Source organism: Staphylococcus sp. GDB9P120P, from assembly GCF_017893435.1.
In the GTDB taxonomy this organism is placed as follows: domain Bacteria; phylum Bacillota; class Bacilli; order Staphylococcales; family Staphylococcaceae; genus Staphylococcus; species Staphylococcus cohnii.
Genome location: NZ_JAESNB010000002.1, coordinates 767,106 through 791,142, shown reverse-complemented (window position 1 = coordinate 791,142; position 24,037 = coordinate 767,106). Strand labels below are relative to the sequence as shown.

23 protein-coding genes, 1 pseudogene and 1 riboswitch are annotated in these 24,037 nt (G+C 32.4%); of the genes and pseudogenes, 11 read left to right on the top strand and 13 right to left on the bottom strand.

Features of this window, described 5'->3' with window-relative positions:
- Positions 1-252: 252 nt before the first annotated feature.
- A complete protein-coding gene (locus tag KA856_RS03555) occupies positions 253-1,221 on the bottom strand; it encodes an LCP family glycopolymer transferase (protein ID WP_394860903.1) in 969 nt (322 codons plus the stop codon).
- A gap of 113 nt (positions 1,222-1,334) precedes the next feature.
- Positions 1,335-2,126, bottom strand: coding sequence for an inositol monophosphatase family protein (locus tag KA856_RS03550; protein WP_107385139.1), 792 nt, complete (start codon positions 2,124-2,126; stop codon positions 1,335-1,337).
- Between the two features lie 528 nt (positions 2,127-2,654).
- Between KA856_RS03550 and KA856_RS03545 the strand changes: the two genes are divergently transcribed.
- On the top strand, positions 2,655-3,347 hold the full coding sequence (locus tag KA856_RS03545) for a helix-turn-helix transcriptional regulator (RefSeq protein WP_019468333.1): 693 nt from the start codon (positions 2,655-2,657) through the stop codon (positions 3,345-3,347).
- A gap of 31 nt (positions 3,348-3,378) precedes the next feature.
- Here KA856_RS03545 and KA856_RS03540 read toward each other — a convergent pair whose 3' ends face one another.
- On the bottom strand, positions 3,379-4,110 hold the full coding sequence (locus tag KA856_RS03540) for a CPBP family intramembrane glutamic endopeptidase (RefSeq protein ID WP_107521366.1): 732 nt from the start codon (positions 4,108-4,110) through the stop codon (positions 3,379-3,381).
- Positions 4,111-4,226: 116 nt separating this feature from the next.
- Between KA856_RS03540 and KA856_RS03535 the strand changes: the two genes are divergently transcribed.
- The 5 genes from KA856_RS03535 (at position 4,227) to KA856_RS03515 (ending at position 8,958) form a co-directional block, all read left to right on the top strand.
- On the top strand, positions 4,227-4,556 hold the full coding sequence (locus tag KA856_RS03535; RefSeq protein ID WP_107385085.1) for a hypothetical protein: 330 nt from the start codon (positions 4,227-4,229) through the stop codon (positions 4,554-4,556).
- A 96-nt stretch (positions 4,557-4,652) separates the two neighbouring features.
- A complete protein-coding gene (locus KA856_RS03530) occupies positions 4,653-5,702 on the top strand; it encodes a MupG family TIM beta-alpha barrel fold protein (RefSeq protein ID WP_107385086.1) in 1,050 nt (349 codons plus the stop codon).
- 6 nt (positions 5,703-5,708) lie between these two features.
- A complete protein-coding gene (gene murQ / locus KA856_RS03525; protein WP_107385087.1) occupies positions 5,709-6,596 on the top strand; it encodes an N-acetylmuramic acid 6-phosphate etherase in 888 nt (295 codons plus the stop codon).
- A 43-nt stretch (positions 6,597-6,639) separates the two neighbouring features.
- Positions 6,640-8,079 (top strand): PTS transporter subunit EIIC, encoded by a 1,440-nt coding sequence (locus KA856_RS03520; protein WP_210129260.1) that lies wholly within the window; start codon positions 6,640-6,642, stop codon positions 8,077-8,079.
- Positions 8,080-8,082: 3 nt separating this feature from the next.
- The gene (locus KA856_RS03515) at positions 8,083-8,958 is read left to right on the top strand and encodes a MurR/RpiR family transcriptional regulator (RefSeq protein ID WP_107385089.1); all 876 of its coding nucleotides are present in this window, start codon (positions 8,083-8,085) and stop codon (positions 8,956-8,958) included.
- A 129-nt stretch (positions 8,959-9,087) separates the two neighbouring features.
- On the opposite strand, the gene KA856_RS03510 is transcribed toward KA856_RS03515, so the two are convergent.
- On the bottom strand, positions 9,088-10,527 hold the full coding sequence (locus KA856_RS03510; RefSeq protein WP_107385090.1) for an alkaline phosphatase: 1,440 nt from the start codon (positions 10,525-10,527) through the stop codon (positions 9,088-9,090).
- A 226-nt stretch (positions 10,528-10,753) separates the two neighbouring features.
- Positions 10,754-12,142, bottom strand: a complete 1,389-nt coding sequence (locus tag KA856_RS03505) for an amino acid permease (RefSeq protein ID WP_107385091.1) — start codon at positions 12,140-12,142, stop codon at positions 10,754-10,756.
- Between the two features lie 309 nt (positions 12,143-12,451).
- Here KA856_RS03505 and KA856_RS03500 point away from each other — a divergent pair, with 309 nt between their 5' ends.
- From KA856_RS03500 to KA856_RS03490, 3 genes are all read left to right on the top strand, one after another.
- Positions 12,452-13,282, top strand: coding sequence for a formate/nitrite transporter family protein (locus tag KA856_RS03500; RefSeq protein ID WP_107385265.1), 831 nt, complete (start codon positions 12,452-12,454; stop codon positions 13,280-13,282).
- A 111-nt stretch (positions 13,283-13,393) separates the two neighbouring features.
- A complete protein-coding gene (locus KA856_RS03495; protein WP_107385266.1) occupies positions 13,394-13,753 on the top strand; it encodes an SND2/TMEM208 family protein in 360 nt (119 codons plus the stop codon).
- A complete protein-coding gene (locus KA856_RS03490) occupies positions 13,750-13,935 on the top strand; it encodes a hypothetical protein (protein ID WP_107385267.1) in 186 nt (61 codons plus the stop codon). The genes KA856_RS03495 and KA856_RS03490 overlap by 4 nt, the downstream gene beginning before the upstream one ends.
- 75 nt (positions 13,936-14,010) lie before the next feature.
- Here KA856_RS03490 and KA856_RS03485 read toward each other — a convergent pair whose 3' ends face one another.
- From KA856_RS03485 to KA856_RS03475, 3 genes and pseudogenes are all read right to left on the bottom strand, one after another.
- Positions 14,011-14,202 (bottom strand): hypothetical protein, encoded by a 192-nt coding sequence (locus KA856_RS03485; RefSeq protein WP_107385268.1) that lies wholly within the window; start codon positions 14,200-14,202, stop codon positions 14,011-14,013.
- A gap of 3 nt (positions 14,203-14,205) precedes the next feature.
- On the bottom strand, positions 14,206-14,850 hold the full coding sequence (locus KA856_RS03480) for an HAD family hydrolase (RefSeq protein WP_107385269.1): 645 nt from the start codon (positions 14,848-14,850) through the stop codon (positions 14,206-14,208).
- 180 nt (positions 14,851-15,030) lie between these two features.
- Positions 15,031-15,945 (bottom strand): annotated as a pseudogene (locus KA856_RS03475) (bile acid:sodium symporter family protein).
- Positions 15,946-16,201: 256 nt separating this feature from the next.
- On the opposite strand from KA856_RS03475, the gene KA856_RS03470 reads away from it, so the two are divergent.
- Positions 16,202-16,732: a hypothetical protein gene (locus tag KA856_RS03470; RefSeq protein WP_107385271.1), complete on the top strand. Its 531-nt coding sequence runs from the start codon at positions 16,202-16,204 to the stop codon at positions 16,730-16,732.
- A 636-nt stretch (positions 16,733-17,368) separates the two neighbouring features.
- Here the strand turns inward: KA856_RS03470 and KA856_RS03465 are convergent.
- A complete protein-coding gene (locus tag KA856_RS03465; RefSeq protein ID WP_107386222.1) occupies positions 17,369-18,967 on the bottom strand; it encodes an alpha-glucoside-specific PTS transporter subunit IIBC in 1,599 nt (532 codons plus the stop codon).
- Between the two features lie 212 nt (positions 18,968-19,179).
- Between KA856_RS03465 and KA856_RS03460 the strand changes: the two genes are divergently transcribed.
- Entirely contained in the window at positions 19,180-19,950 is a 771-nt protein-coding gene (locus tag KA856_RS03460) for a MurR/RpiR family transcriptional regulator (RefSeq protein ID WP_107384924.1), read from the top strand.
- Positions 19,951-20,044: 94 nt separating this feature from the next.
- On the opposite strand, the gene KA856_RS03455 is transcribed toward KA856_RS03460, so the two are convergent.
- The 4 genes from KA856_RS03455 to KA856_RS03440 all read right to left on the bottom strand — a co-directional run bounded on the left by KA856_RS03455 (position 20,045) and on the right by KA856_RS03440 (position 24,005).
- Positions 20,045-20,551, bottom strand: a complete 507-nt coding sequence (locus KA856_RS03455; RefSeq protein ID WP_107384923.1) for an SRPBCC family protein — start codon at positions 20,549-20,551, stop codon at positions 20,045-20,047.
- Positions 20,552-20,811: 260 nt separating this feature from the next.
- Positions 20,812-22,107 carry a Na+/H+ antiporter NhaC family protein gene (locus KA856_RS03450; protein ID WP_107384922.1) on the bottom strand — a complete coding sequence of 432 codons (1,296 nt, stop codon included), beginning with the start codon at positions 22,105-22,107 and terminating at the stop codon, positions 20,812-20,814.
- A gap of 113 nt (positions 22,108-22,220) precedes the next feature.
- A riboswitch (SAM riboswitch) is annotated at positions 22,221-22,321 on the bottom strand.
- An 86-nt stretch (positions 22,322-22,407) separates the two neighbouring features.
- The gene (locus tag KA856_RS03445) at positions 22,408-23,019 is read right to left on the bottom strand and encodes a flavin reductase family protein (RefSeq protein WP_107384921.1); all 612 of its coding nucleotides are present in this window, start codon (positions 23,017-23,019) and stop codon (positions 22,408-22,410) included.
- Between the two features lie 104 nt (positions 23,020-23,123).
- The gene (locus KA856_RS03440; RefSeq protein ID WP_107384920.1) at positions 23,124-24,005 is read right to left on the bottom strand and encodes an SDR family oxidoreductase; all 882 of its coding nucleotides are present in this window, start codon (positions 24,003-24,005) and stop codon (positions 23,124-23,126) included.
- Between the last annotated feature and the right edge of the window lie 32 nt (positions 24,006-24,037).

Below are 24,037 nucleotides of genomic sequence, written 5' to 3'. Positions count from 1 at the left end.
ATTTTATAAAGCCCATGTTTATGAATCAAAGATGTTTGATAACATTCCATCCTAAAAGCCCCACACTTTTTGGTAATGTTATTTATATTGTATATGTAAATCAATAAAATGTTAAGGCTTTCCACTATTTTTCGCCTGCTTAATATAAATATTATTTTATAGTGCTAAATATTTTCGCTGAGTATTGATTATTTTAATGACAAAAATAAAAATACACGCAACCAATGTAATTGATTGCGTGTATTTATTAAACTAAATACCTAAATTATCTTTTATATCGCTTTCTATTTCAGATAACGAGCTTTGGCTAGGTATAAAGTAATAAAGCCCATCATCTTGTATCCCGCCTTGACCTTCTAATTGATGACGGTGCACGTTATCGTTTGCATCTTTATAATTACCTCTAACTTTGTTTAACTCTCCTAAAGTCAAATCTGTTTTCACATTGTCTTCAACGTGATTCATCAACGAATTAAAATGTGTAACTGAACTGATACTCGTTAATTTGTTGGCTAGACCTTGTATCACTAATTGCTGACGCTCTTGTCTACCAAAGTCGCCACCAGCGCCTTCTTCTTTACGACTTCTTATAAATGCCATTGCTTCTTTTCCTTCCATATGAGACTTTTGTCCTTCATTAAATTGGAATCCATCATATGAGAAAGTAGCGTTACTAGTGACATCAATACCACCCACGGTATCTATCATATCTTTCATGCCGTCCATATCTACCGTTGCATAGTGATCTATTGGCACATTCAATAGTTTTTCTACTGACTTCACAGCCATGTCAGGCCCACCATAAGCATACGCATGATTAATTTTTTCAGTTGTACCTTTACCTACAATATCCGCTTGAGTGTCTCTAGGTATACTCACAATTTCAGAGGATTTCTTCTCAGGATTGATAGATAACACCATAATCGTATCACTACGTTGTCCCCCACCTTCAGCATCCCTTTTAGCATCTGAATCTACGCCAAATAAAGCAATCGTAAAAGGATCTCCATTATTAAGATTAGCTTTTTCTTCTCTCAAAGATGATTTATCTCTATCTAATGGGTTATGTATTGCCCCACCAACAGAAAATATTTTAAACCCTAAATAAACAACGGCTAAAATTGCTAAGATTAGCAATATACCCAAGAACCACAAAAATACTTTCGTGGGCAACCCCATTTTCTTTTTATTATATTTGTTAGAACGATTCACCTTTTTCATTCTCCATTCTGTATTCGATTTTCTATTTCAATTAATTATAAATTATATAGTAAACTTATTTAATAAACATGGTGCTTAAGACCTATTGTTAAATAATTAATAATTTTAAATAATTATTTTTGATATCCAGATCCTGAATTTAGAATCGTCAACATTTCTTTATGGCAAGCTTTATTACTAATAATAAAAGGTCCTGCTTTCGCAAAATCTAAAGTTGTATTATTTAATGTCGTCATTTTTAATCCCAATTCTTCAGCGAATAAAAATTGTGCAGCAATATCCCATGGTTTGGGATTAGTATTTACATGCGCACCAAATTGCCCTAAAATCACACGCACGGAATCTAAACCACATGAGCCAATGAAACGATATCCAAAAGAAGCATCATTGAGTTCATGAATCGTATCATCATTCATCACCAATGTATTAAATGAAATAATTGCATCTTTTAATTGAATAGCTTCAGGCTGTTGCAATAAATTACCATTCATATATGCGCCTTGCCCTTTGATTGCTTTATAAAGTTTGCCGTGTGGATAATCATAGATATATGATAGTGCAGGTTCCCCATCGACAAAGTAGCCCAAAATAATACAATAATCTTCTTGTTGCTTAACCAAATTTGTAGTACCATCAATCGGATCCATGACCCATACATGTCCTTTTTTTGCTAAGATGTCATCATTTGATTTTTCTTCAGCGAAGAGTTGGTGGCTTGGAAAATGTTGCTGTAAAAATTGTTCGAAATTTTGTTGAATAGATTTATCTACATTGGTCACTAAATCAAATCGATTTTGTTTCGTTGAAGTAACCATTTCTTTGATTAACTGTGGAATAATATCATCTAATGTTGTTAGCCAATCTCTTACTAAATTATCAATGTTTAATAACGCTTCTTTATTCATTTGAGACCCCCTCTTTAAACGAATCAATAAATTTTTTCATTTTAATTATTTAATATGTATAATTTGTTTTATTTTATCATATAAATATAATTACAGTAACAAACCTTTACCATTAATTATTGTTCAATATAGACTCAATACCATAAATAAAGGAATAGGACTGAAATCGAATTTATTTTAAAATCATTTCATTGCAATCATCCTGACAAAGATGAAATCCAATAAAACGATAAGAGGCTGAGACAATTAATTTGCCCCAGCCTCTAAATAGAAAGGAAAGTAAGTAATAAATATTGAAGATGTTTGCTTAGTAACTCGTACGAAAAAGATATTAACAAAACTATATGTAATAGCCTACCCCTTTGTTATCTTTTCGCTACCCCCTTGTTACTAATTATTATACTAACATAAACAATCAGAAAATGTAAGCGTTTTCTATAACTTTTTTTAAAACTTTATAAATGTCGTCATTGTCACTTTTATGCTATAATGAATGTAATATGTAATCATTTGGGAGGTGACTTTCTAATGAATAAACGCGAAAGGCAAAATAAATTGGTACAAGCAATACAGCAAAATAAGCAAATTACCGCTTCAGAACTTGCGATAGACTTAGATGTATCAAAACGTACGATTTTAAGAGATATACAAGATTTAGAAGATCAAGGGGTAAAAATTCTAGCAAAACATGGCAAATTAGGCGGTTATCAACTTCAAGAAACACCTAATAGTTATGAGCTTGAATTAACTGACAATCAACTTACTGCTTTATTCTTAGTATTGAATGAAAGTCAATCATATACAACACTTCCATATAAAGAAGAGATAAACGCAATTATAAAAAAATGTTTAAATTTACCTTATACGAAAATGAGACGAGCGCTTAAAAAGCTCGACCGGTATATAAAATTTAATCAACAAACGCATGTTGACTTGCCACCCATCTTTTCAGAGGTTTTAATCTATTGCACTGAACGAAATGTGATGGCAATGGAGTATAATAAAGATAACGACATTATTACTGAAAATGTAATTTTTATCGGATTATTATGTACAGACGGATTATGGAAAGCAGTTATTTTTGAAATTGGTCTCGGTAAAACAAATGAAATACCTATTGTTGATATCCATGATATTTCATATTCTTTTGAGAAAAAAATAAAAACACAAGATATTACTATCAATAACTATCAACAATTTTCAAATCCCACTGAGTCCTAAAAACTCAATGGGATTTTTTCAAGGGTTCACATTATGTATATAACGTAATAAGCGTAAAAATAAATGAAATTAAATTATTAAGCATGTGTATACTTACACTTGCTATTAATTTAAATCCTGATTTGATGTATGCATATACCATAGCAATTGCTAAAATTATATAACTCCCTATTTCTAATGGAGATTCCGCTCCCATCACATGCATTAATGAAAATAGAATAGCTGAAATAATCCCCATAACAATAGCATTAAATTTCTTCCCTAGTTCACCTATCAGTAAATGTCTAAAAAATATTTCCTCCACTAATGGCGCTCCAATTACAATCAATAAAAATGTAAATGGCAAAAATGAAGGTTGATCAAACAAATTCATTAGTTCTAGCTCGTTTTGAGTTTCATTAAAACCAATGTCATCAGGTAACATTTGCATAGTCATGTTATAAATTGCACTACAAATCATCATTATAATTGTTACTGTAATCAGAAATAAATAATGTTGCTTTATAAATGCTGTATTTTTCTTCAAATGCATTTTAAAGTCTTTAATATGTAAAAAATAAAAACTAAACACAGTGACAACATATGAGAGTAGTTGTATAACAACACTTAACTTTATCACTATTTTTTCTGTTAAATGATCTACATAAACGAAACTAAATAAAATACCAACCAATGTAAAAACAATCATACTTACAATTAAAATCGCAATCAGAGAAAAGTCTTTCCACACAATATCTTTAAAACGATATTTTGTTCTTTCCACTTTCAACAGCTCCCTTTAAAATCATTTTTAAATTTTATATTGTATATCCTACCATTCTTAACAATTCCAGAAAATCATATTCATCATTTTAAATTTTATATGAAAGGATCCGTTTTATGTATAACTTAGAATATCATCAACTCGCTCAACACATTCATAAACTACTCAATTTAATTGAAACATATAAATTTGCCATCGTTACTCAAAATAAAAAGAAACAACAATACAAACAAGATATCCAACAATTTATTGAAGACGAGCTCATCCTATTCTCAGACATATCCTTACAACGCTTTTCTTTGCCACATTATAATTATTACCAATTCCTTTTAATACATGATCAGAGCCCTATTGAAGAACTCACTATCGGCAATACAATTAAGTATCTTGATACCTTACAAAATCAATTATTAGAAACACACAAGTTATTACAAACATTTTTGTAATAATATTTCAAAATGATATTTTTTTAAATTTAAAATTGTAATACTTTTTCATGTATTGTAAAATGAAATCGATTACAGCAATATAGGAGTGATAACATGCATGGCTTTTCCATTTATTTAGGACAACCCATTGATAAATCGTATATTAGACGAATGATTGCTTTAGGATATACTACCATTTTTACATCTGTTCAAATTCCAGAGGAAGATGAAGCATCTAAATATCGCTATTTGGGAGAACTTTTAAATTATTTATCAGACAAACATCTTACGTATATGATTGATATCAATCCTTCATTGCTGAATCATTCTTTTTATGAATTCCTGCAATCATATCATCATGCTCAATTTATGATTCGTATTGATCACAGTACTTCTATAGAAATTATTAATGACATCATTCAACACGGTTTTGACTGTTGTTTAAATGCAAGCATACTTTCCGAATCACTACTTCAACAACTCTATGAAAAACTCGAAGACTTTACGCATTTATGTTACTGCCATAATTATTACCCACGGCCAGATACAGGTTTAACAACTAAATTTGCACATCATCAAAACTCACTAATTTTAAAGTATAATCCAAACGCAACAATTTACGGTTTTATCTCAGGTACAACAAAGCGTGGACCTTTATTCAAAGGTTTACCAACTATAGAATCAACAAGAACACAACACCCTATTGAAAGTGCACAACTACTATTAGATCATCAGACAACACAAATTTTGATTGGCGATTCTAAACTTAATACGCCACTAGACGAACAATTAATGAATGTATTATGCCATAGAACATTCACATTCACAGTTGATTTATTTGATATTCAAGCGACTACGATATTACAGCAAACGCACACTGTACGCTCAGACAACCCACAAGATGTAATTCGATCACAAGAAGCTAGACACTATTGTACAAGTGAAATGAATACTTTTAATACGACAAATCGAGATACAGGTACTGTGACAATTGATAATAAACTGAACGGACGCTATCAAGGAGAATTACAACTCTTGAAAGCTGACTTACCAGCGCATCCGCATGTTAATGTTATAGGTAAAATTTGTGAGTCTGAGCGCAGATTGGTTCATTGCATGAAGCCAAATGATACTTTTAAATTTATTATTAAAACAAGGGAGTAGAAATTAATGAGTGATTTAACTACTGAATCCAGAAATAAAGCTACAATGCATTTAGATGAAATGTCTATTACAGAAATTCTTAAAACAATGAATGATGAAGATCAAAAGGTTCCTCAACAAATTAGAAAAATCATACCAGAATTAACTAAAGTCATAGAAATCACGACAAAACAATTTAGAGCTGGTGGTCGAATAATTTATATGGGGGCTGGAACGAGTGGAAGATTAGGTGTGCTTGATGCTGCTGAATGTGTCCCCACCTTCAATACGTCCCCAGATGAAGTGATTGGATTAATTGCAGGTGGTCAAAGAGCAATGACAGTTGCTGTTGAAGGTGCTGAAGATAGCACTTCTTTGGCAGAAGAAGATTTACATCATATTCACCTTAATGAAAAAGACGTTGTGATCGGTATTGCTGCAAGTGGTAATACACCTTATGTTATCGGAGGATTAAAATATGCAAATAGCATTGGTGCACACACCGTTTCAATTGCATGCAATACAAATACTAAAATAAGTAAAATAGCTACAAAAGCAATTGAAGTTAATGTAGGCCCTGAAGTATTAACAGGTTCCACTAGATTAAAATCAGGAACAGCACAAAAATTGATACTTAATATGATTTCAACTATCACAATGGTTGGTGCCGGTAAAGTATATGATAATCTCATGGTCGATGTAAAAGCTACAAACCAAAAATTAATTGACCGTTCTATACGCATCGTACAAGATATCTGTGACACATCATATCAACAATCTGAGAAGCTATATAATGCCGCAGATCATAACCTTAAAGTTGCTATCGTTATGCATATGTGTGATACATCAAAAGCAGACGCAAAACAGCGTTTAGACAACAATAACCACATCGTTAAGCAAGCAATCAGAGATTAAACCAAGTACTTAAAATAATTTATGTATATAGGAGGGTTTTACGATGACTAAAGAACAAAAACTTGCAGAAAACATTGTAAATGCAGTTGGCGGTTTAGAGAACATGGAAAATGTTATAAATTGCATGACGCGCGTTAGAATTAAAGTGCACGATGAAAATAAAGTTGACTATGATAAATTAAAATCTACTTACGGCGTTATAGGTGTGGTCAAAGACGACCGTGTACAAGTTGTCGTTGGGCCTGGCACAGTTAATAAGGTAGCTGACCATATATCTGAAATGAGTGGTGTGCGTTTAGGTGAAACCATTTCACACCATGATAAAAATTATAAAGCTGAAACTGAAGCAAGAGCTAAAGAAAACAAGGCGGCTTTTCAAAGCAAACAAAAACGCGGTAAGTTCAATAAACTATTAAAAACAATCGCAAATATATTTATCCCATTGATTCCAGCATTTATTGGTGCAGGTTTAATTGGTGGTATTGGTGCAGTTTTAAGCAATTTACTTGCGGCCGAGGTCATATCTGGCGCATGGATCACACAACTTGTCACTGTTTTTAATGTAATTAAAGATGGTATGTTAGCTTATTTAGCAATCTTCACGGGTATAAACGCTGCAAAAGAATTTGGTGCAACACCAGGTTTAGGTGGTGTTATTGGAGGGACAACGTTATTAACAGGTTTAACGGAAGAAAATATGATTACTAATATTTTCACAGGTGAACCTTTACAAGCAGGACAAGGTGGTATAATAGGTGTTATCTTTGCAGTTTGGTTATTAAGTCTCGTAGAAAAGAGATTACATAAAATTGTACCAAATGCCATAGATATCATCGTAACACCTACGATTACTTTGTTCGTTATCAGCTTATCAACAATCTTTATCATCATGCCATTAGCTGGCTTTGTTTCTGATGGTTTAGTATCCGTAGTCAATGGTGTTATTGATATCGGTGGCGTCTTTAGTGGCTTTATCATTGGTGCTTTCTTCCTACCATTAGTTATGTTAGGATTACATCATATATTTACGCCTATTCATATTGAGATGATAAATCAATCTGGTGCTACTTACTTATTACCTATTGCTGCCATGGCAGGGGCAGGACAAGTTGGCGCCGCATTAGCACTTTGGGTAAGATGTAAGAAAAATACTACTTTGAGAAATGCAATTAAAGGTGCACTTCCTGTTGGTTTCCTCGGTATTGGTGAACCTTTAATTTATGGGGTTACGTTACCTCTTGGTAGACCATTCTTTACAGCATGTATTGGTGGAGGTATTGGTGGCGCAGTAGTTGGTGGTATTGGACACATCGGTGCCAATGCTATTGGACCAAGTGGTATTTCATTGTTACCTTTGATTTCAGATCATATGTACTTAGGATATATTGCAGGATTAATCGCTGCTTACATCGGTGGTTTCCTCTTCACCTTCTTTTTAGGTACAACAAAATCAATGAGAGAATCTGATAACTTAGGTGGTTAAACTATGACCAACGTACTTTATAAAATTGATAATATCTATGAAACTTTTACAAAAAGTGAAAAGAAAATTGCTGATTTTATTTTAAATGAACCGCATCGTATTATTAATATGTCTGTCCAAGATCTTTCAAATGAAATTAATACAAGTACTGCTTCAATTGTACGTTTTAGCAAAAAAATCACAGAAAAAGGCTTTCAAGAACTTAAAATTACAATTTCACGTTATTTGCCTGAAGATGCAATTAACAATAATCATATGGAATTAATTGATAATGAATCAGTCGATATTATCAAATCTAAAATGTTAGCTAGAGCAACCGACACAATGAGTTGTGTTGCGTCACAAATTGAGCAACCTCATATCGATGACATCTGCGATACATTGAAACATGCGCGTACTATATTCTTATTTGGTTATGGCGCATCACTCGTCATTGTCACAGATTTATATCAAAAATTGTCTCGAATAGGTTTAAATGTGCGCTTAATACAAGAAACGCATTTATTAATGACTACCATGGCTACACATGATGAACAAGATTGTATTATTTTCGTGACCAACCAAGGTAGTCATAGTGAAATGCAATCTATGGCAAAAGTTGCTACCGACTATAATATACCTATCATTACGATCTCAAGTTCGAACAATAACCCTGTAGCTAAAATTTCTGATTATACTTTAATTTATGGTCAAACAGATGAAAATGAACTGCGCATGGCCGCAACAACATCTTTGTTTGCACAACTTTTCACTGTAGATATTCTGTATTATCGATTTATCGCTTTAAATTATCAACGCTCATTGGATTCAATCACACAGTCAAAAATGGCGCTTGATAATTACCGTAAACATTTATCTAAAATCCAATTTAAACACTAAAACAATGCTAACATCACATTTTAAATAACATAATAAACAAGAACGACCTAGAAATCGCATTTTTATAAAGGATTTCTAGGTCGTTCTCTTTTTTTAATCTGAAGTTAACATTATTTGTTTATTACATCATTATTTTACATCTTTTTGGAAAAAGTCGAAAATATTTTTGGCATTATCAGTATTATCAATATTTCCTTTAAATTTATCACTACCAGGACCATATGCATAAGTATTTACATCTTCTCCTGTATGACCATTTGTAGTCCAACCAGTATTAGATTTGTCATTTATCGGTTTTTGTACAGCATCTTGAACTTTTTGTAATTGACTTTCATATGCTTTTTCGTCTTTTTTAAGATCTTTAAGTTTTTTAGCTTCGTCTTTTATTTTATCAATTTGATCTTGTGAAACTTCAAAACCATAACCATCTTTAATCACTTTCTCCACATTTTTACCCTTGCTGATTTCTTCAGTCATGTATTTACCTGAATGTTTCATTTGGTGAATGGCATCTGGATTCCAAACATAATCTTTACCTTTCGCTATAGACATCCCACCTGTAGAATGATCTGCAGTAGCTACCACAAGCGTATCTGGATTGTCTTTTGCATAATTCATAGCATATTCAAATGATTTTTCAAATCCAGACATTTCAGACATTACCCCTGTTACATCATTTGGATGGCCTGATTTATCAATAGAAGCGCCTTCTACCATTAAAAAGAACCCTTTGTCATTTTGTTTTAATTTATTTACAGCACTATCTGTCATATCCACTAATTTTGGATTTTTATCTGGTGCGTCTATCTGTAACGGCATATCATTATCTGCAAATAATCCTAATACTTGTTTATTTTTAGAGTTTTGTAGTTCATTTTTATTAGTAACTACATCGTAACCATCTTTTTTAAATTTATTTTTTAAGTTGCCGTTATCTTTACCGAAATACTCAGCACCCCCGCCTAAAAGTACATCTACTTTATGTTTGCCATTAATTTTGTCATTGTAAAATTGTTTAGCAATTTCATTCTTTTTATCACGATCATCTACATGTGATGCGTATGCAGCAGGTGTAGCATCTGTGATTTCAGCAGTAGATACTAAACCAGTTGATTTACCATTTTCTTTAGCTTGTTCTAAAACCGTTTTAACATTATTTTTATTAGCGTCGACACCAATAGCACCATTATATGTTTTTTGTCCTGAACTAAATGCGGTTGCACCGGCTGCAGAATCAGTAACATTCTCTTTTGGATCATTTGGATTTGTACGCTGACTACCTATTAGATATTTATCAAAAGCAGTTTGATCCATTTCTTTAGTATCAGGATTGTCTGCAAAATAGCGATAAGCAGCATTATACGAAGGACCCATACCATCTCCAACTAAAAAGATGACGTTTTTAGGGTTTTTTGTATTGCCCATGTAAGCTACATCAGAATTCTGATTTGCATCTTTAGTCTCATCTTTTTTCCCAGCTGCATAAATCCCTTGTCCACTCCCTAATGATGAACCGGCAATAATCGTCCCTGCAATTGTAGCAGTAGCTAGTTTATTAAGTATTTTCATATAATAACTCCTTTAGATATGTATTATGACCTCAACTTTATTCTAAAGCACGAGTTTTGAGTGAGTATTTTTATATTGTTAATTTTTTGTAAAACATTAGTGTAATCATATTTACGATATTGTCGATAACAAAATAAGCCATAAATGATACAAGTTAATGTATCATTTATGGCTTTTTAAAAGTTGATTGTAAAACGACCTACTGTTTTACGTTTTGTTTTACTATTTAAATTTGCTTATCATCACTTAATTTATGATAGCCCTTCAGGTAATAGAACAATGTCATACAACCTAAGAATACGATACCAATAACAACTGAAACGACTGTTTCTTTATTAAATAACATGCCTATTAACACCATGATAAAGAACGCCATTGTAATATAATTTGTTATTGCACCGCCTGGCATTTTAAACGGATGATTCTTGATTTCTTCACTGTGATTTTTTCTGAATCTTAAATGACTAATTAATATCATAAACCACGGTACCATACCTGGTAAAATTGAGGCACTGTATACATAAACAAAAATGCTGTCCGCGCCTTTAATGAATAAAGGCAAAATAACGTTCAATAATGCGCCAATTAAAATACCAATTGCTATTGCAGTTACTGTCCAAATAGGAACACCATTTTTCATAACTTTACGGAAAAACTTAGGTAACATTCCTTTTTGAGATAAGTTCAACGTCATTCGACTAGCACTAAATATACCAGAATTACATCCAGACATCGCTGCCGTTAAAACTACAAAGTTAATGAGTCCTGCTGCAAATGTAATACCTACTTTTGCAAATGTTGCAACGAATGGACTGCCGATATTTCCTAATTCATCCCAAGGATAAACAGTTACAATAACGAAGATAGCTCCGATATAGAATATTAATATACGCCATATAACACCATTAACCGCACTTTTAATATTTTTTTGCGGGTCTTTAGTTTCACCAGCAGTGATACCAATTAATTCAACACCTTGATAAGAACCAATTACAATAGAAAGTGCAAAGAAGAATCCTATCCAACCATTAGGCATAAAGCCACCATGTGACCATAAATTAGAGAGTCCAATAGCTTCTCCTCCATTACCAAGGCCAAAGAATATCAAACCGAATCCCGCGATAATCATTAAAATAATTGTTACTACTTTGATCATTGCAAACCAAAATTCAAATTCACCAAATGCTTTAACTGATACTAAGTTAGCACCTGCCAACAATAATACTACAATAATACCTGGTATCCACTGTGGTAAATCAGGGAACCAATAATTCATATATTCTCCAACGGCGATAACTTCACTCATACCTACAACAACCCATTGGAAAATATTGCTCCATGCTGTCAGATAACCAGCAACTGGATTTATGTAATCACTTGCAAAGTTTGCAAATGAACCTGAGGTCGGATGTAAATATACCATTTCCCCCATAGCTCTCATCACTAAAAATAAAAACAGACCTGCTATTAAATATGCAAATATTACTGAAGGTCCTGTCCACTTGATTGTACTTGTCGCCCCCATGAAGAGTCCGACACCAATTGTTCCACCAAGTGCTATCATCCGCATTTGACGTGCACCTAGTCCCCTTTGTAATTCGTTATTCTCATTCATCATTCAAACCCCATCTCATTCAAATATAAGTGATAATAATTCACTTATTATGACGCTATTATACTATAAATTCTAAAAATTAAAACAATTATTTTTCATTTATGTAAGCCCTTACATATGTTTTTATTTTAGATTATTTTGTGAGAAAACGCAATGTAAATTTTATTTTTGATATTATAGCGGACAATTAAATATTCATATTAGTTAATTAATCAGCAGTTTTTAATTATGATTATTTTGTGAATTATTTCACAAAAATGCAGTTACATAGTATAATATTTTTAATTAATAGAAAGTGAGGATAAAGTTTTGAACGAAAAAAACATAAAATGGGATAAAGTTTTTTATGGTAAAGCTTGGGTCCATCATGTCGTAGAGACAATTCGAGCCAAAGATATATTGCAAAGTTTTTATTTAAAACGCTATCTGCTACGTGCCATTATGGCTGGATTTATCTTAGGCGTGATAACAGTTTTTGTCTTACTCATTAAAGGTTCATTAGCATCTGATGTTCCAATGGGTGTTACAAATTTAGTCGGTGCGATTGCATTCAGTTTTGCTTTAGTATTAATACTTTTTACAAATTCCGAATTATTAACAAGTAACTTCATGTATTTTACAGTAGGACTTTATTATCGAGTCATTTCGCCATTCCGCGTTTTTAAAATTTTTACACTTTGTTTTATTGGTAATGCTCTAGGTGGATTAATATTCTTTTTATTGATACGTTCCTCAGATATAATGACTCCTGAGATGATGCAACAATTAGAAGCTACAATCGACCATAAAACACTAACTGCAGGTTTTGTCGCCATTCTAATAAAAGGTATTTTTGCTAATTTCTTTATAAACATCTCCCTTGTAATAGCTATGCAAATAGACGATGTTCTAGCAAAAATGTTCGTCATGATGTTTGGTGTATCAATTTTTGCATTTATGGGTTATGAGCACGTTGTTTATAATACTGTATTATTCGCAGGCGGCCTCGTATATCAAAGTGATGTCCTTTCAGTCATACCAGCTTTAATCAATTTGCTTGGTGCAGGTATTGGTAATTATATCGGTGGTGGCTTAGTTATAGGCTTGTTCTATGCTTATTTAAATGATCATAAGCAATATCAAAACAACAAAATTCATTAACTGCAGCTTGAGTTATTGTAATTAAAAGTTGAAGTCTAGTATTTATGAAGTTATAGTTCCTAATTTTATATGATATAATGGTCAATAGATTTTATTATAAAGGAGTTCAATATGAATAAACATCTATTGAAACGAACAATCACAGTTTCAATTATATTTGGCATATTATTTTTCCTGATCAATTATTTTAGTGATAGTGATGTTTCTGCCGGAAATTTAGTGCTAAAAAGTTTACTTACGATTGTTGTATTCGGGATACTATATTACTTAATTTTTACTATTGTAAATTCACCAGAACGAAAATATAAATTTGGTATTACTTTACCTATTTCTCTACTAATTGCAATCATTATCAGTGCTATGTTTTCTGCTCTGAAAATCGGTATTATAACCGGCCTAATCATTGGTATAATAGCAGGTTATCTATGGGAATTTATAGATAATCATAAAAACGGTGGTGATAAATCGTGAGCATTGTCATTGGTATTATTGTTATCATTTTATTAAGCGTAAGTTTAATTCCTAATTTAAAAGCTGTAAAAAAATCTAAAGCTACTGGAGAAAAAAATCCACGTTTTGCAATTATGGTAGGTATTGATTCTATTTTACTCGTGTTAGTTATTGTGACACTAATACTTCAATTTTTAAAATAGGCTATCATTTTCATCTTATATTACAAAAACCCCTTATCGACACATTTTTTCAATGTCAAAATAAGGGGTTTTAAATTAAAATTGATTTTGTAAAACAAGAAAATATAAAACCAAAGCTCCCAATAAGTAAACAAGACTTCCAACCATAAATGAGCGAAATTGTATCTTTAACGGAACTTTTTTATTAAAGATTGGACCTAAAACTAAATTTCCTATTGCTAAAACAATTGGACCGCCTAAAAAAAATAGAATTAAATATCCATTCATACACTAGCCTCTACTTTTTTCAAAATATTTTTCAATGATAGCTGTACCTGATAAATCTTTACCTACATAGGCTATGTTACTAAAATCTTGTTTTTCCGTCATATCATTCGTGTTTACAATCACATCTAAACCAGCATTTACCGCAGCGGTTGCCCCATTGACTGAGTCTTCTATGGCTAAACAATTAACTGGGTTATAATTTAATCTTTGAACTGCTGTTAAATATAGTTCAGGACTTGGCTTTATTTCTTCTACATCTTCTCTTCCAACAACAACATCGATATACGTATCTAACCCCAATTGCTCGAATGTGGGTTGAATATCGTTTCTAAAACTACTTGTCGCAATAGCCATTGGTATATGGCGCACTTTACAATAATCCATAAGTTGTTTCATATGCGTAACAATCGGTAAATGTATACTTGTTTCATTATGCTCTTGATAAATTGCTTCCTTGCGTTCTTGTCCGAGTTGAGCCTCCAAGTACTGGTGCAAATCTGAAGCCAATCCCCCGATGGATTGTCGATAAAAATCTAAACTAACTTCCTCCAAACCATAATGATTTAGATGTTTATTTATTATTTCAAACAAGTGTTTTTCTGTATCAATAATTGTTCCATCAAAATCAAATATCACTGCGCGATACATACAGTACCCTCCTCTAAAATAAACAAGATAAAATCAAATTATTGTCAGTGTATCATACTTTCCGTCCCTCTAGCCTGCCATCGCCTCAGATAAAATAAACTAAGATGAAAACACAAAAATATTAATGTTTTCATCTTAGTTATGAATTCCTTATTAATTTCAACCTAAAATCAGTTATATTTACCTTTTGTTCCAGTATTTTGCAAGAATTGGTCCTGTAATATTATGTATTAAGCTAAATACCGCCCCTGGCACTGCAGACAATGGATTAAAATGTACTGTGGCTAAAGAAACTGCTAATCCTGAGTTTTGCATACCTACTTCTATTGATACTGCTTTTTTATCCGGTCGATCTAATTTTAAGATTTTGGCAAATGTATAACCCAATACATATCCAATCAAATTATGAAGAATGACAACCGCAAAAATAAGTAAACCAGTGGCCAAAATTTGTGCTTTACTACTACCAACTACAGACGCAAGTATTAATGAAATAGCAACAACAGAAACAATTGGCAATGCAGTGGCAGTCGTATCAGCAAATTTCTTAAATACTTTTTGAAGTACAAAACCAATGATTATTGGTATTAAAATGACTTGAACTACTGACCAAAACATACTAATAAATGAAACTTGCAACCATTCATGCGCAAATAAATATATTAAAGCTGGTGTTAAAAATGGAGCTAGCAATGTTGAAACACTAGTAATAGCTACTTACAAAGCAACATTTGCATTTGCTAAGTAACTCATAACATTACTAGATGTACCACCCGGACAACATCCAACTAAAATCACACCAATAGCAATTTCTGGAGGCAAATGAAACAGTTTGACAATTAAAAATGCACTTAAAGGCATAATTGTATACTGCAATATCACACCGACAATTACTGATCTAGGTGCTTGAAATATAATTTTAAAATCTTTAGGATCTATAGTTAATCCCATACCTAGCATAACAATCCCTAGTAAATAAGGTACCCAACTACTTAAAGTAGCAAGTTGCGTTGGAAATATAAAACCAATGATAGCTGCAATAAGCATCCATACTAAGAACGTATTCGTTGCAAACTTACTTACTTTTGATAACATCTAAACACTTCCCTCTCTGTATTAATAAAGAAGAATGTATCATACTTTAAGCCTTGAAACAACAGAATTTTCTAAATATTATGAATTCTAAATTTGCAACTTTTAAAAAATTTTATACTTCGTTCTAAAGACCTAGTGTCTTCTTTTAAAAAGAGTGGTACAATTTAATAGAATTTAAAACATGTACAATTTTAAGTGCAGTAGAATATTATTTTTAATATACGTATGTCACTTTATATAGATATGGAGGTATAATATGTTTTTAGATAAAACTGAAACGTTTGTATTAAACATCAGTGGTTTAAATAAACGTCATATCCGCAAAAATTTGTTAAAACTTTTGAAACAAGTACACTTTTGTAAATCCTTCAAGTTTACTATTTTCAAAAATAATCATTTATATGCTTTAGAAGTGAATTTACCTAAGCAACAACTACCTTATTTAATTAGTTTTCTCAGTTTCCACAATTATTTAATCTATCAAATTTTAGAAAATAATCATGCACATGAACTATTAGACTTAGATCATTTACTATTATCATCTAAACGTTTCGAAATCGCTGTTGACGGCCTTCACGATGCTTTTATTAAAGATAAAGTTATCGATATTATGAATTTACTCAATCACACTGAAACTATTGTTTATACCTTCAATCGAAATACCATCAACGTTTCTTGTTCACCTACAGTATTCTCTAAATTAATTCACGCTATCGCAACACACAACATTGATATTTATAGTGCGACCTATCAACCACGTTTAATGCATAAAACTAGAATTTCTTAAAGCACACTCATGCACGATATCATTAATATAAACAACAAACTCGATTTGTTTCTTTTCCACTGAGAATTAATAAACATGAGTCTAAAGTATCAACATCTAAGACTCAATCATAAACGTCAATTTTTATTGTAATTATATAGAAATTGACTTTTTTTGTGTTCTGTAATGAACCTTTTCTTTTGTATCTTGAGAAATATTTCAAACGATTTTGCATCGTGCTGACTCCGGGGGGAATGATATGAGAGAGAGACTACAGGCTCGAGCCATATTCCCAGGCAAGCATGCACGATCAAAATCGCAATTTATCCATATAAAAAGGACAATTCTTTATTACTTATTATTTCAAAGTAATTCATGTTATTAATTTTATAAAATAAGCACTTCATCAATTTATCAGGGTTAATGAATTGTTTTAATTGAGCTTTTTCTTTTATATCTTGAGAAATATTTCAAACGATTTTGCATCGTGCTGACGCCCAGGGTAATGATATGAGTGAGAGACTACAGGCTCGAGCCATATTCCCAGGCAAGCATGCACGATCAAAATCGCAATTTATTCATATAAAAAAGGACTAATCCATTTTTTTCATATGGATTAGTCCTTTTTTGAGCATAATCTTATATGCAACCTTTTTATTAATTATTTTTTTCTTCAAATACTAAATTTTCAAATGCTTCTCTTACTTGAGGTACAGACATACCTACTACGACTTGCACATTTTTCCCACTTTTTACTAAACCATGTGCCATTTGTCTATGCGTAAAGTAATCACTATCTTCAACTTTATTGACATCATTCACTGTTAATCTTAGACGCGTCGTACAATTTGTAACATCTTTAATATTTTCTTTTCCACCCAGACCTTCTAAATAATATATTGCTTTATCTTCAAACTCATTTGTTGAACCAGTTTTTTTAGTAACTGCTCCTTTACCATCCTTGTTTTTATAATCATCTTTACTATATAATTTCATATCCTTGTCGTCTTTTTTACGCCCAGGAAGAGGAATATTAAATTTTATAATTAAAAACTTGAATAAAAAGAAATAAATTGCTGTAAAACCTAAACCAATTGCAATTTGAATCACATAAGTTAACCAATGATTCTGTGCCAAAGGTATCCAATTCGTAGCAAAGAAATCTAATAACCCTCCGCCAAAGTTACCTACTAAGCCAAAACCATACATTAACGTATCCATTGTTGCTGCTAAGATTGCATGTAAAACGAATAAATAAGGTGCTATAAATAAAAACGTAAACTCTAATGGTTCAGTAATGCCAACAACAATCGCTGTCAATGTTGCTGGAATTAACAATGCTGCAATTTTCTTTCTATTTTCTTTCGGTGTTGTTGCATACATTGCTAAAGCAATACCAATTGAACCGAAGACTTTCCCGTTACCTTGTAACATAAAACCATACGGGAACAATTCTTTTAATGGCTCTTTACTTTTAGCAAATTCATTTACATGTTCAAACCATTCTGCTTTTAACCCATGATTCACAACAACAGGACCTACTTCTATTGGTGCATAAATAAAGTGGTGTAATCCTGTTGGTATTAATACTCTTTCTAAGAAATGATACAACCAAACACCTATATAACCAGAACCAATAATAAAACCTTGCAATGAAGAAATACCGTTTTGTACCGTTGGCCATACAATACAAGTAATTAAAGCAATCGGTAACATGACAAAAAATGAAATCGTTACTACAAATGTCAAACCTTGAAATACACCAAGCATTTCAGGTAATTTTTTACTATAAAATCGATTATGTATCCATGTCACAATGCTTGAAATAATAATACCGCCTAGAATATTAGTGTCTAATGTTTCTATACCAGCAATCGCTTTTAACCCCGTTACATTTTCCACACCTTTTTCCAAATTTGCTCCGAATGTATGTGGCCATTGCGTTAATATGGCATTGATAAAAGTATTAAACATTAAATATCCCATTAATGCTGCTAATGCTGCATGTCCAGGTGCTTTCTTGGCCAAGGATAAAGGTAGTCCAACAACAAACACCACTTCCATGTGATTAAATATTGTCCAACCACCAGACTCTATCACTGACCATATTTTGAACCAATTCGTACCTTCATCTGCAATACTCCCCATTATTGAAGGATTTTTAAATAGCGTCGCTAAACCGAGTACAATACCAAAAAATGCAAACATTAATACAGGTACAATCATTGCACTCCCAAATCTCTTTATTGCGTTCATATAAAATTTCCCCTTCTTTCTAAATTTCTGAAATTATCCATTTATAATTATAAAGTGCTTATCAATTCGAATGATTAAATATCAATTTATCTTCGATTTTATAGTAAACGCTTACATACAAACAATAGTTTGACGCTATTACGAACAATTTTGTACAATAAGATTATATTTTCAAAACGTGAAAATATTTTCAAAAATTTGAGGTGAGACCATTGCTTTTAGATGAACGTATTAACAATAATTTTAATAAATTAAATGAAAATGACCTACAAATCGCTCATTTTATAAACACACATATATCAGAATGTAAAACAATGAAAATACAAGATCTAGCGGCTTATACACATGCATCAAATGCAAGTATCCATCGTTTCACTCGTAAGTTAGGATTTGATGGCTATAGTGATTTTAAATCATATTTAAAATTCGAATCTGAACAAGTTCATCAATTGCCTTCTGACTCTATGAATGCTTTTAAGCAAGAAATTGAAAATACCTTCACTTATTTAGAGCGTATTGATTACGACCTAGTTACAGACAAAATATATCAAGCTGAAACGGTATACTTATATGGCACAGGTTTAGCACAAATGAACGTTGCGCAAGAAGCTCAAAGAATTTTATTAACCATACATAAGAATATTATTGTGCTACACGATGTACATGAATTTAAAATGGTATTAAATAAAGCTTCTGATAATGATTTATTTTTTATTATTTCTTTATCCGGAGAGACATATCATTTATCTGACATAACGAATTTATTGCAACTGCGTCAAAAATATTTTATTTCTATTACTACGCTCCAAGATAACACATTAGCTCAAAAAGCAAATTATAATATTTACGTTTCAAGTAATACTTTTTATTTAACAAATGGCATCGATTATTCCAGTTTTATCAGTTATCATATATTTTTTGAAACGGTACTGCGTAAGTTTAATGAGCGTAAACAATATGGTCAATTTACCCATAATAATTAATCTATAAAATAAAAGAAGGCTGGACAAATTAATTGTCTCAGCCTCTTAGTCCAACTACTTTTTTATTGAGTTCGGTTGAATTGATATAATGATTTTATTGTTCTTCTTCATATTCTTCTAGCGTTGTTTGAAGCTTATCAAATAGCATTTCAAAACCATGCGCAGTGGAATCATGATATTCCTTTTTCTTTTGCTTATACTCTAACGATGTCAGTCTACGTTCTCTAGGCACATAAGCCGTGTAACTAAAAATCATTTGTGTAATACCTGGTTCTCTTTCAAACATCTCAACTTCAATAGTATCTTCAGAGTCACTTAATTCAGGCATACCTATAGTCATAACAATATATTCATTTGGGTTCAATGTAACATATGAACCCTTTACTATATTTTCTTTTCCCTTACGTACATCAATAATTTCATAGCCACCGTTTTGTACAGCATCTATTTCTATTGCTTTATTCGTTCGTTCTGTTGTCATAAACCATTGTTTAAGAAATCGTTGCTCGGTCCAAGCTTGATATACTAATTCAGGTTCAACTTTAAAAAGTCGTTCCAATTGAATTTCTACATTTTCATTTTCCACATTGTATCTAGCCATGATTGTTCACCTACTTTCACTCTTATTACTATTCTAACTCATTATACTAGACTTCTAAACAATAATACTATGAAATCCAACTTCCCTTTATTTTCACTATAAAAGTGACAGCCTATTTATTTTATCGTTATTAGTCAGTAAACGTCAAAATTTTACCTTTTTTTTATTTAAAATGTTTATTTTTAAATATCGTATTATTTATTAAAAACAGGGGAGTCAGTCTATATTCAATTGGTATAAACCGACGCCCCTCCTTATAATTAATTTTTTTTATTCAATTTTGGTAATCTAAAGAAGATTGCAATTAATCCACAAATACCTAGAATTATAGGATAAATTGAATACGGCATTAATGAAACTGGCGAAATAGACGCCACACCTGCCGCTGCTATAACTTGCGGGCTATAAGGTAATAAGCCTTGGAAACAACTTGCAAACATATCTAAAATACTTGCAGATTTTCTTGGATCAATATCGTATTCGTCCGCTATATCTTTAGCCAAGGGACCTGCCATTAATATCGAAATTGTATTATTGGCAGTTGAGATATCAGCAGCACTTACAAGTCCTGCTATACCTAATTCTGCACCACGCTTTGATTTAACCCTATTGCGTACAAAATTTAATAACCAAGTTATACCACCATTATGTTGTATCAATGCTACAAGTCCGCCAATTAATAGCGCAATAATTGCAATATCTTCCATACCAACAATTCCTTTTGAAATCGAACTAAGCAATCCTGACCAATTAAATGACCCATCAACTAGTCCAATAATAGCAGATAATACGGTACCACCTATCAATACTATAATTACATTGATGCCTGCTAGCGCTAAAATTAACACCAATAAGTATGGAATAACTTTAATAAAATTATAATCATATGATTTTGTCGTATCTATCTGAGCACCATGAGTTAAAAACCAGAGCGCTATAACAGTAAATATCGCACCAGGTAATACAATTTTTATGTTCACTTTAAACTTATCACTCATTTTAGTCTTTTGAGTACGTACTGCAGCAATTGTCGTATCAGAGATCATTGATAAATTATCACCAAACATTGCACCACCTACTACAGTAGCCATTGTAATCGCTGCAGAGACATCCGTCGCCTGACTTAAACCAAAGCCAACCGGTGCTATGGCTGCAACTGTACCTACTGAAGTACCCATTGAAAGTGATACAAACATACAAATGATAAATAAACCGACGATAATTAAGTTCTCTGGTATGAAAGATAGTCCTAAATTAACAGTTGACTTGACTCCACCCATATCTTCTGTGGTTTGAGAAAATGCACCCGCAAGTAGAAATATTAACATCATCAAAATAATATTTGAATGTCCTGCACCTTTTGTAAACACATCTACTTTTTTATGAAATGTTTCTTTTCTATTCATCAATAAACCCACGATAGATGCAATAATGATTGCAACATTAAGTGGCATTATTGAAAAGTCACCAGTAATAACGCCCACACCTAAAAATATACCAACAAATATGATAAGCGGTACAAGCGCCCATGCATTACCTTTTTTATTTTCCGCCATACAAAACCAACTTTCTTTATCATTACTTTTATAATCAATCGTTTTATTTACTTACCATAAAAAATAAAAAACTCTTTTCTTGTAGAAGAAAAGAGTAAATCGTTACATCTTTAATCTTATCTTCTAGCACAATTTATGCTACTGGAATTGGCACACGCATCACCATGTTGCCGAAGTTTCAATGGGCCAGTCCCTCCACTTCTCTAGATAAGCTATTTTATTTATTTTATAACAGTACACTATTCATGCGACTTCGTCAATTATATATTTGCAGTATGAAATGATACTTTAACTCAAATATTATTCCGTTGGCCTAACAATTGTAAATGTATCACCGATTGATGCATAATCATTTCCGGCTAACCGGCACACGGCTTCTAGTGCTTGCGCATTTATCTTACTGTCCTCAAAATACACATCTTCATTAATATGAAACATCAATACCTCACCAATAATTAGATCTGACCCCTCTTCAGTATCTCCTAAAGGAATAATCCGCTCTAATTTACATTCCATACGTATCTTCGCTTGCTCAATGCCAGGTACAGATATAAGTTCCGAGTCGACAAGGGTTAATTCTGTGCGTTCTAATTCATTTTCTCTACGCTCCAATGGTGCGGCTGTGCGATTAATTTGTTCAACATTTGTTTCATCAGTAATATGCACTACAAAATTTTCAGTCTCTTCAATATTAAGCGAAGTGTCTTTACGTTTGCCTTCCGAACGTCCTGTAGAAATCATAATCATCGGTGGTGCACTATTCACTACGTTAAAGAAACTGAACGGCGCCGCATTTAACTTGCCATTTTTATCTTGAGACGTAACAAATGCTATAGGTCTAGGTATGATACTGCCACTCAATAATTTATAGTTTTGCCTTTTAGACAATTGACTTGCTTTAAAATGCTTCACTGAAATTCACTTTCCTTTCATAAATAAAAAGTGGCTATGTCAAAATGTCAGTGCGTAAACCGTTCATTTAAGCACTAATCACTTTGAAATAGCCATCTATCAAATTAATCTAATTGTGTACCACCCGTAACGCCATATACTTGGCCAGTTGTGTAACTTGATTCATCAGCTGCTAAATGAACATACACACCAGCTAATTCTACAGGTTGACCTGCTCTACCAAGCACTTCTTTTTGGCCAAATGCCGGAATTTTCGATTGTGGTTGTCCACCTGATATTTGAAGTGGTGACCAAAATGGTCCTGGCGCGACACAATTAACACGGATACCTTTAGCACCTAATTCTTCAGACAAGCTTTTAGTCAACGATATGATTGCAGCTTTTGACGCTGCATAATCATGTAAAATAGGATTAGGATTATAACCTTGTACAGATGATGTTGTCGTAATTGTAGCACCTGGTTCCAGATAATCGATTGCTTTTTGTACTGTCCAAAATATTGGATACACATTCGTTTCAAAAGTTTCAGCAAATGATGCTGTATCAAAGTCTTTAAGCGTATCTCTGTATTGCTGATGACCAGCTACGAGTGTAACATTATCTAATCCGCCTAACGCATGATATGCTCGCTCTACTAACTCATAATTGAATTGTTCATTGCGTAAATCACCCGGTATTAGCACAGCTTTTTGTCCAGCCGATGCAATAACTTCTTTTACCTCTTCAGCATCCTCTTGTTCTGATGGCAAGTAATTAATCGCAACATCAGCACCTTCTTTAGCATAAGCTATCGCAGCAGCCCTACCTATAGCTGAATCTCCACCTGTTACCAACATCTTTAAACCTTTCAATCTACCGTAACCAATATATGAAGTTTCTCCACAATCTGGTTTAGGGTTTAGATTTTTTTGTAAACCTGGAACGGCTTGCTCTTGTTTTGGAAAATCTGCATTTGAAAATTTCGTTCTAGGATCTTGAGACACCATGGCTTAATCCTCCTCAAAAATAATGATTATAA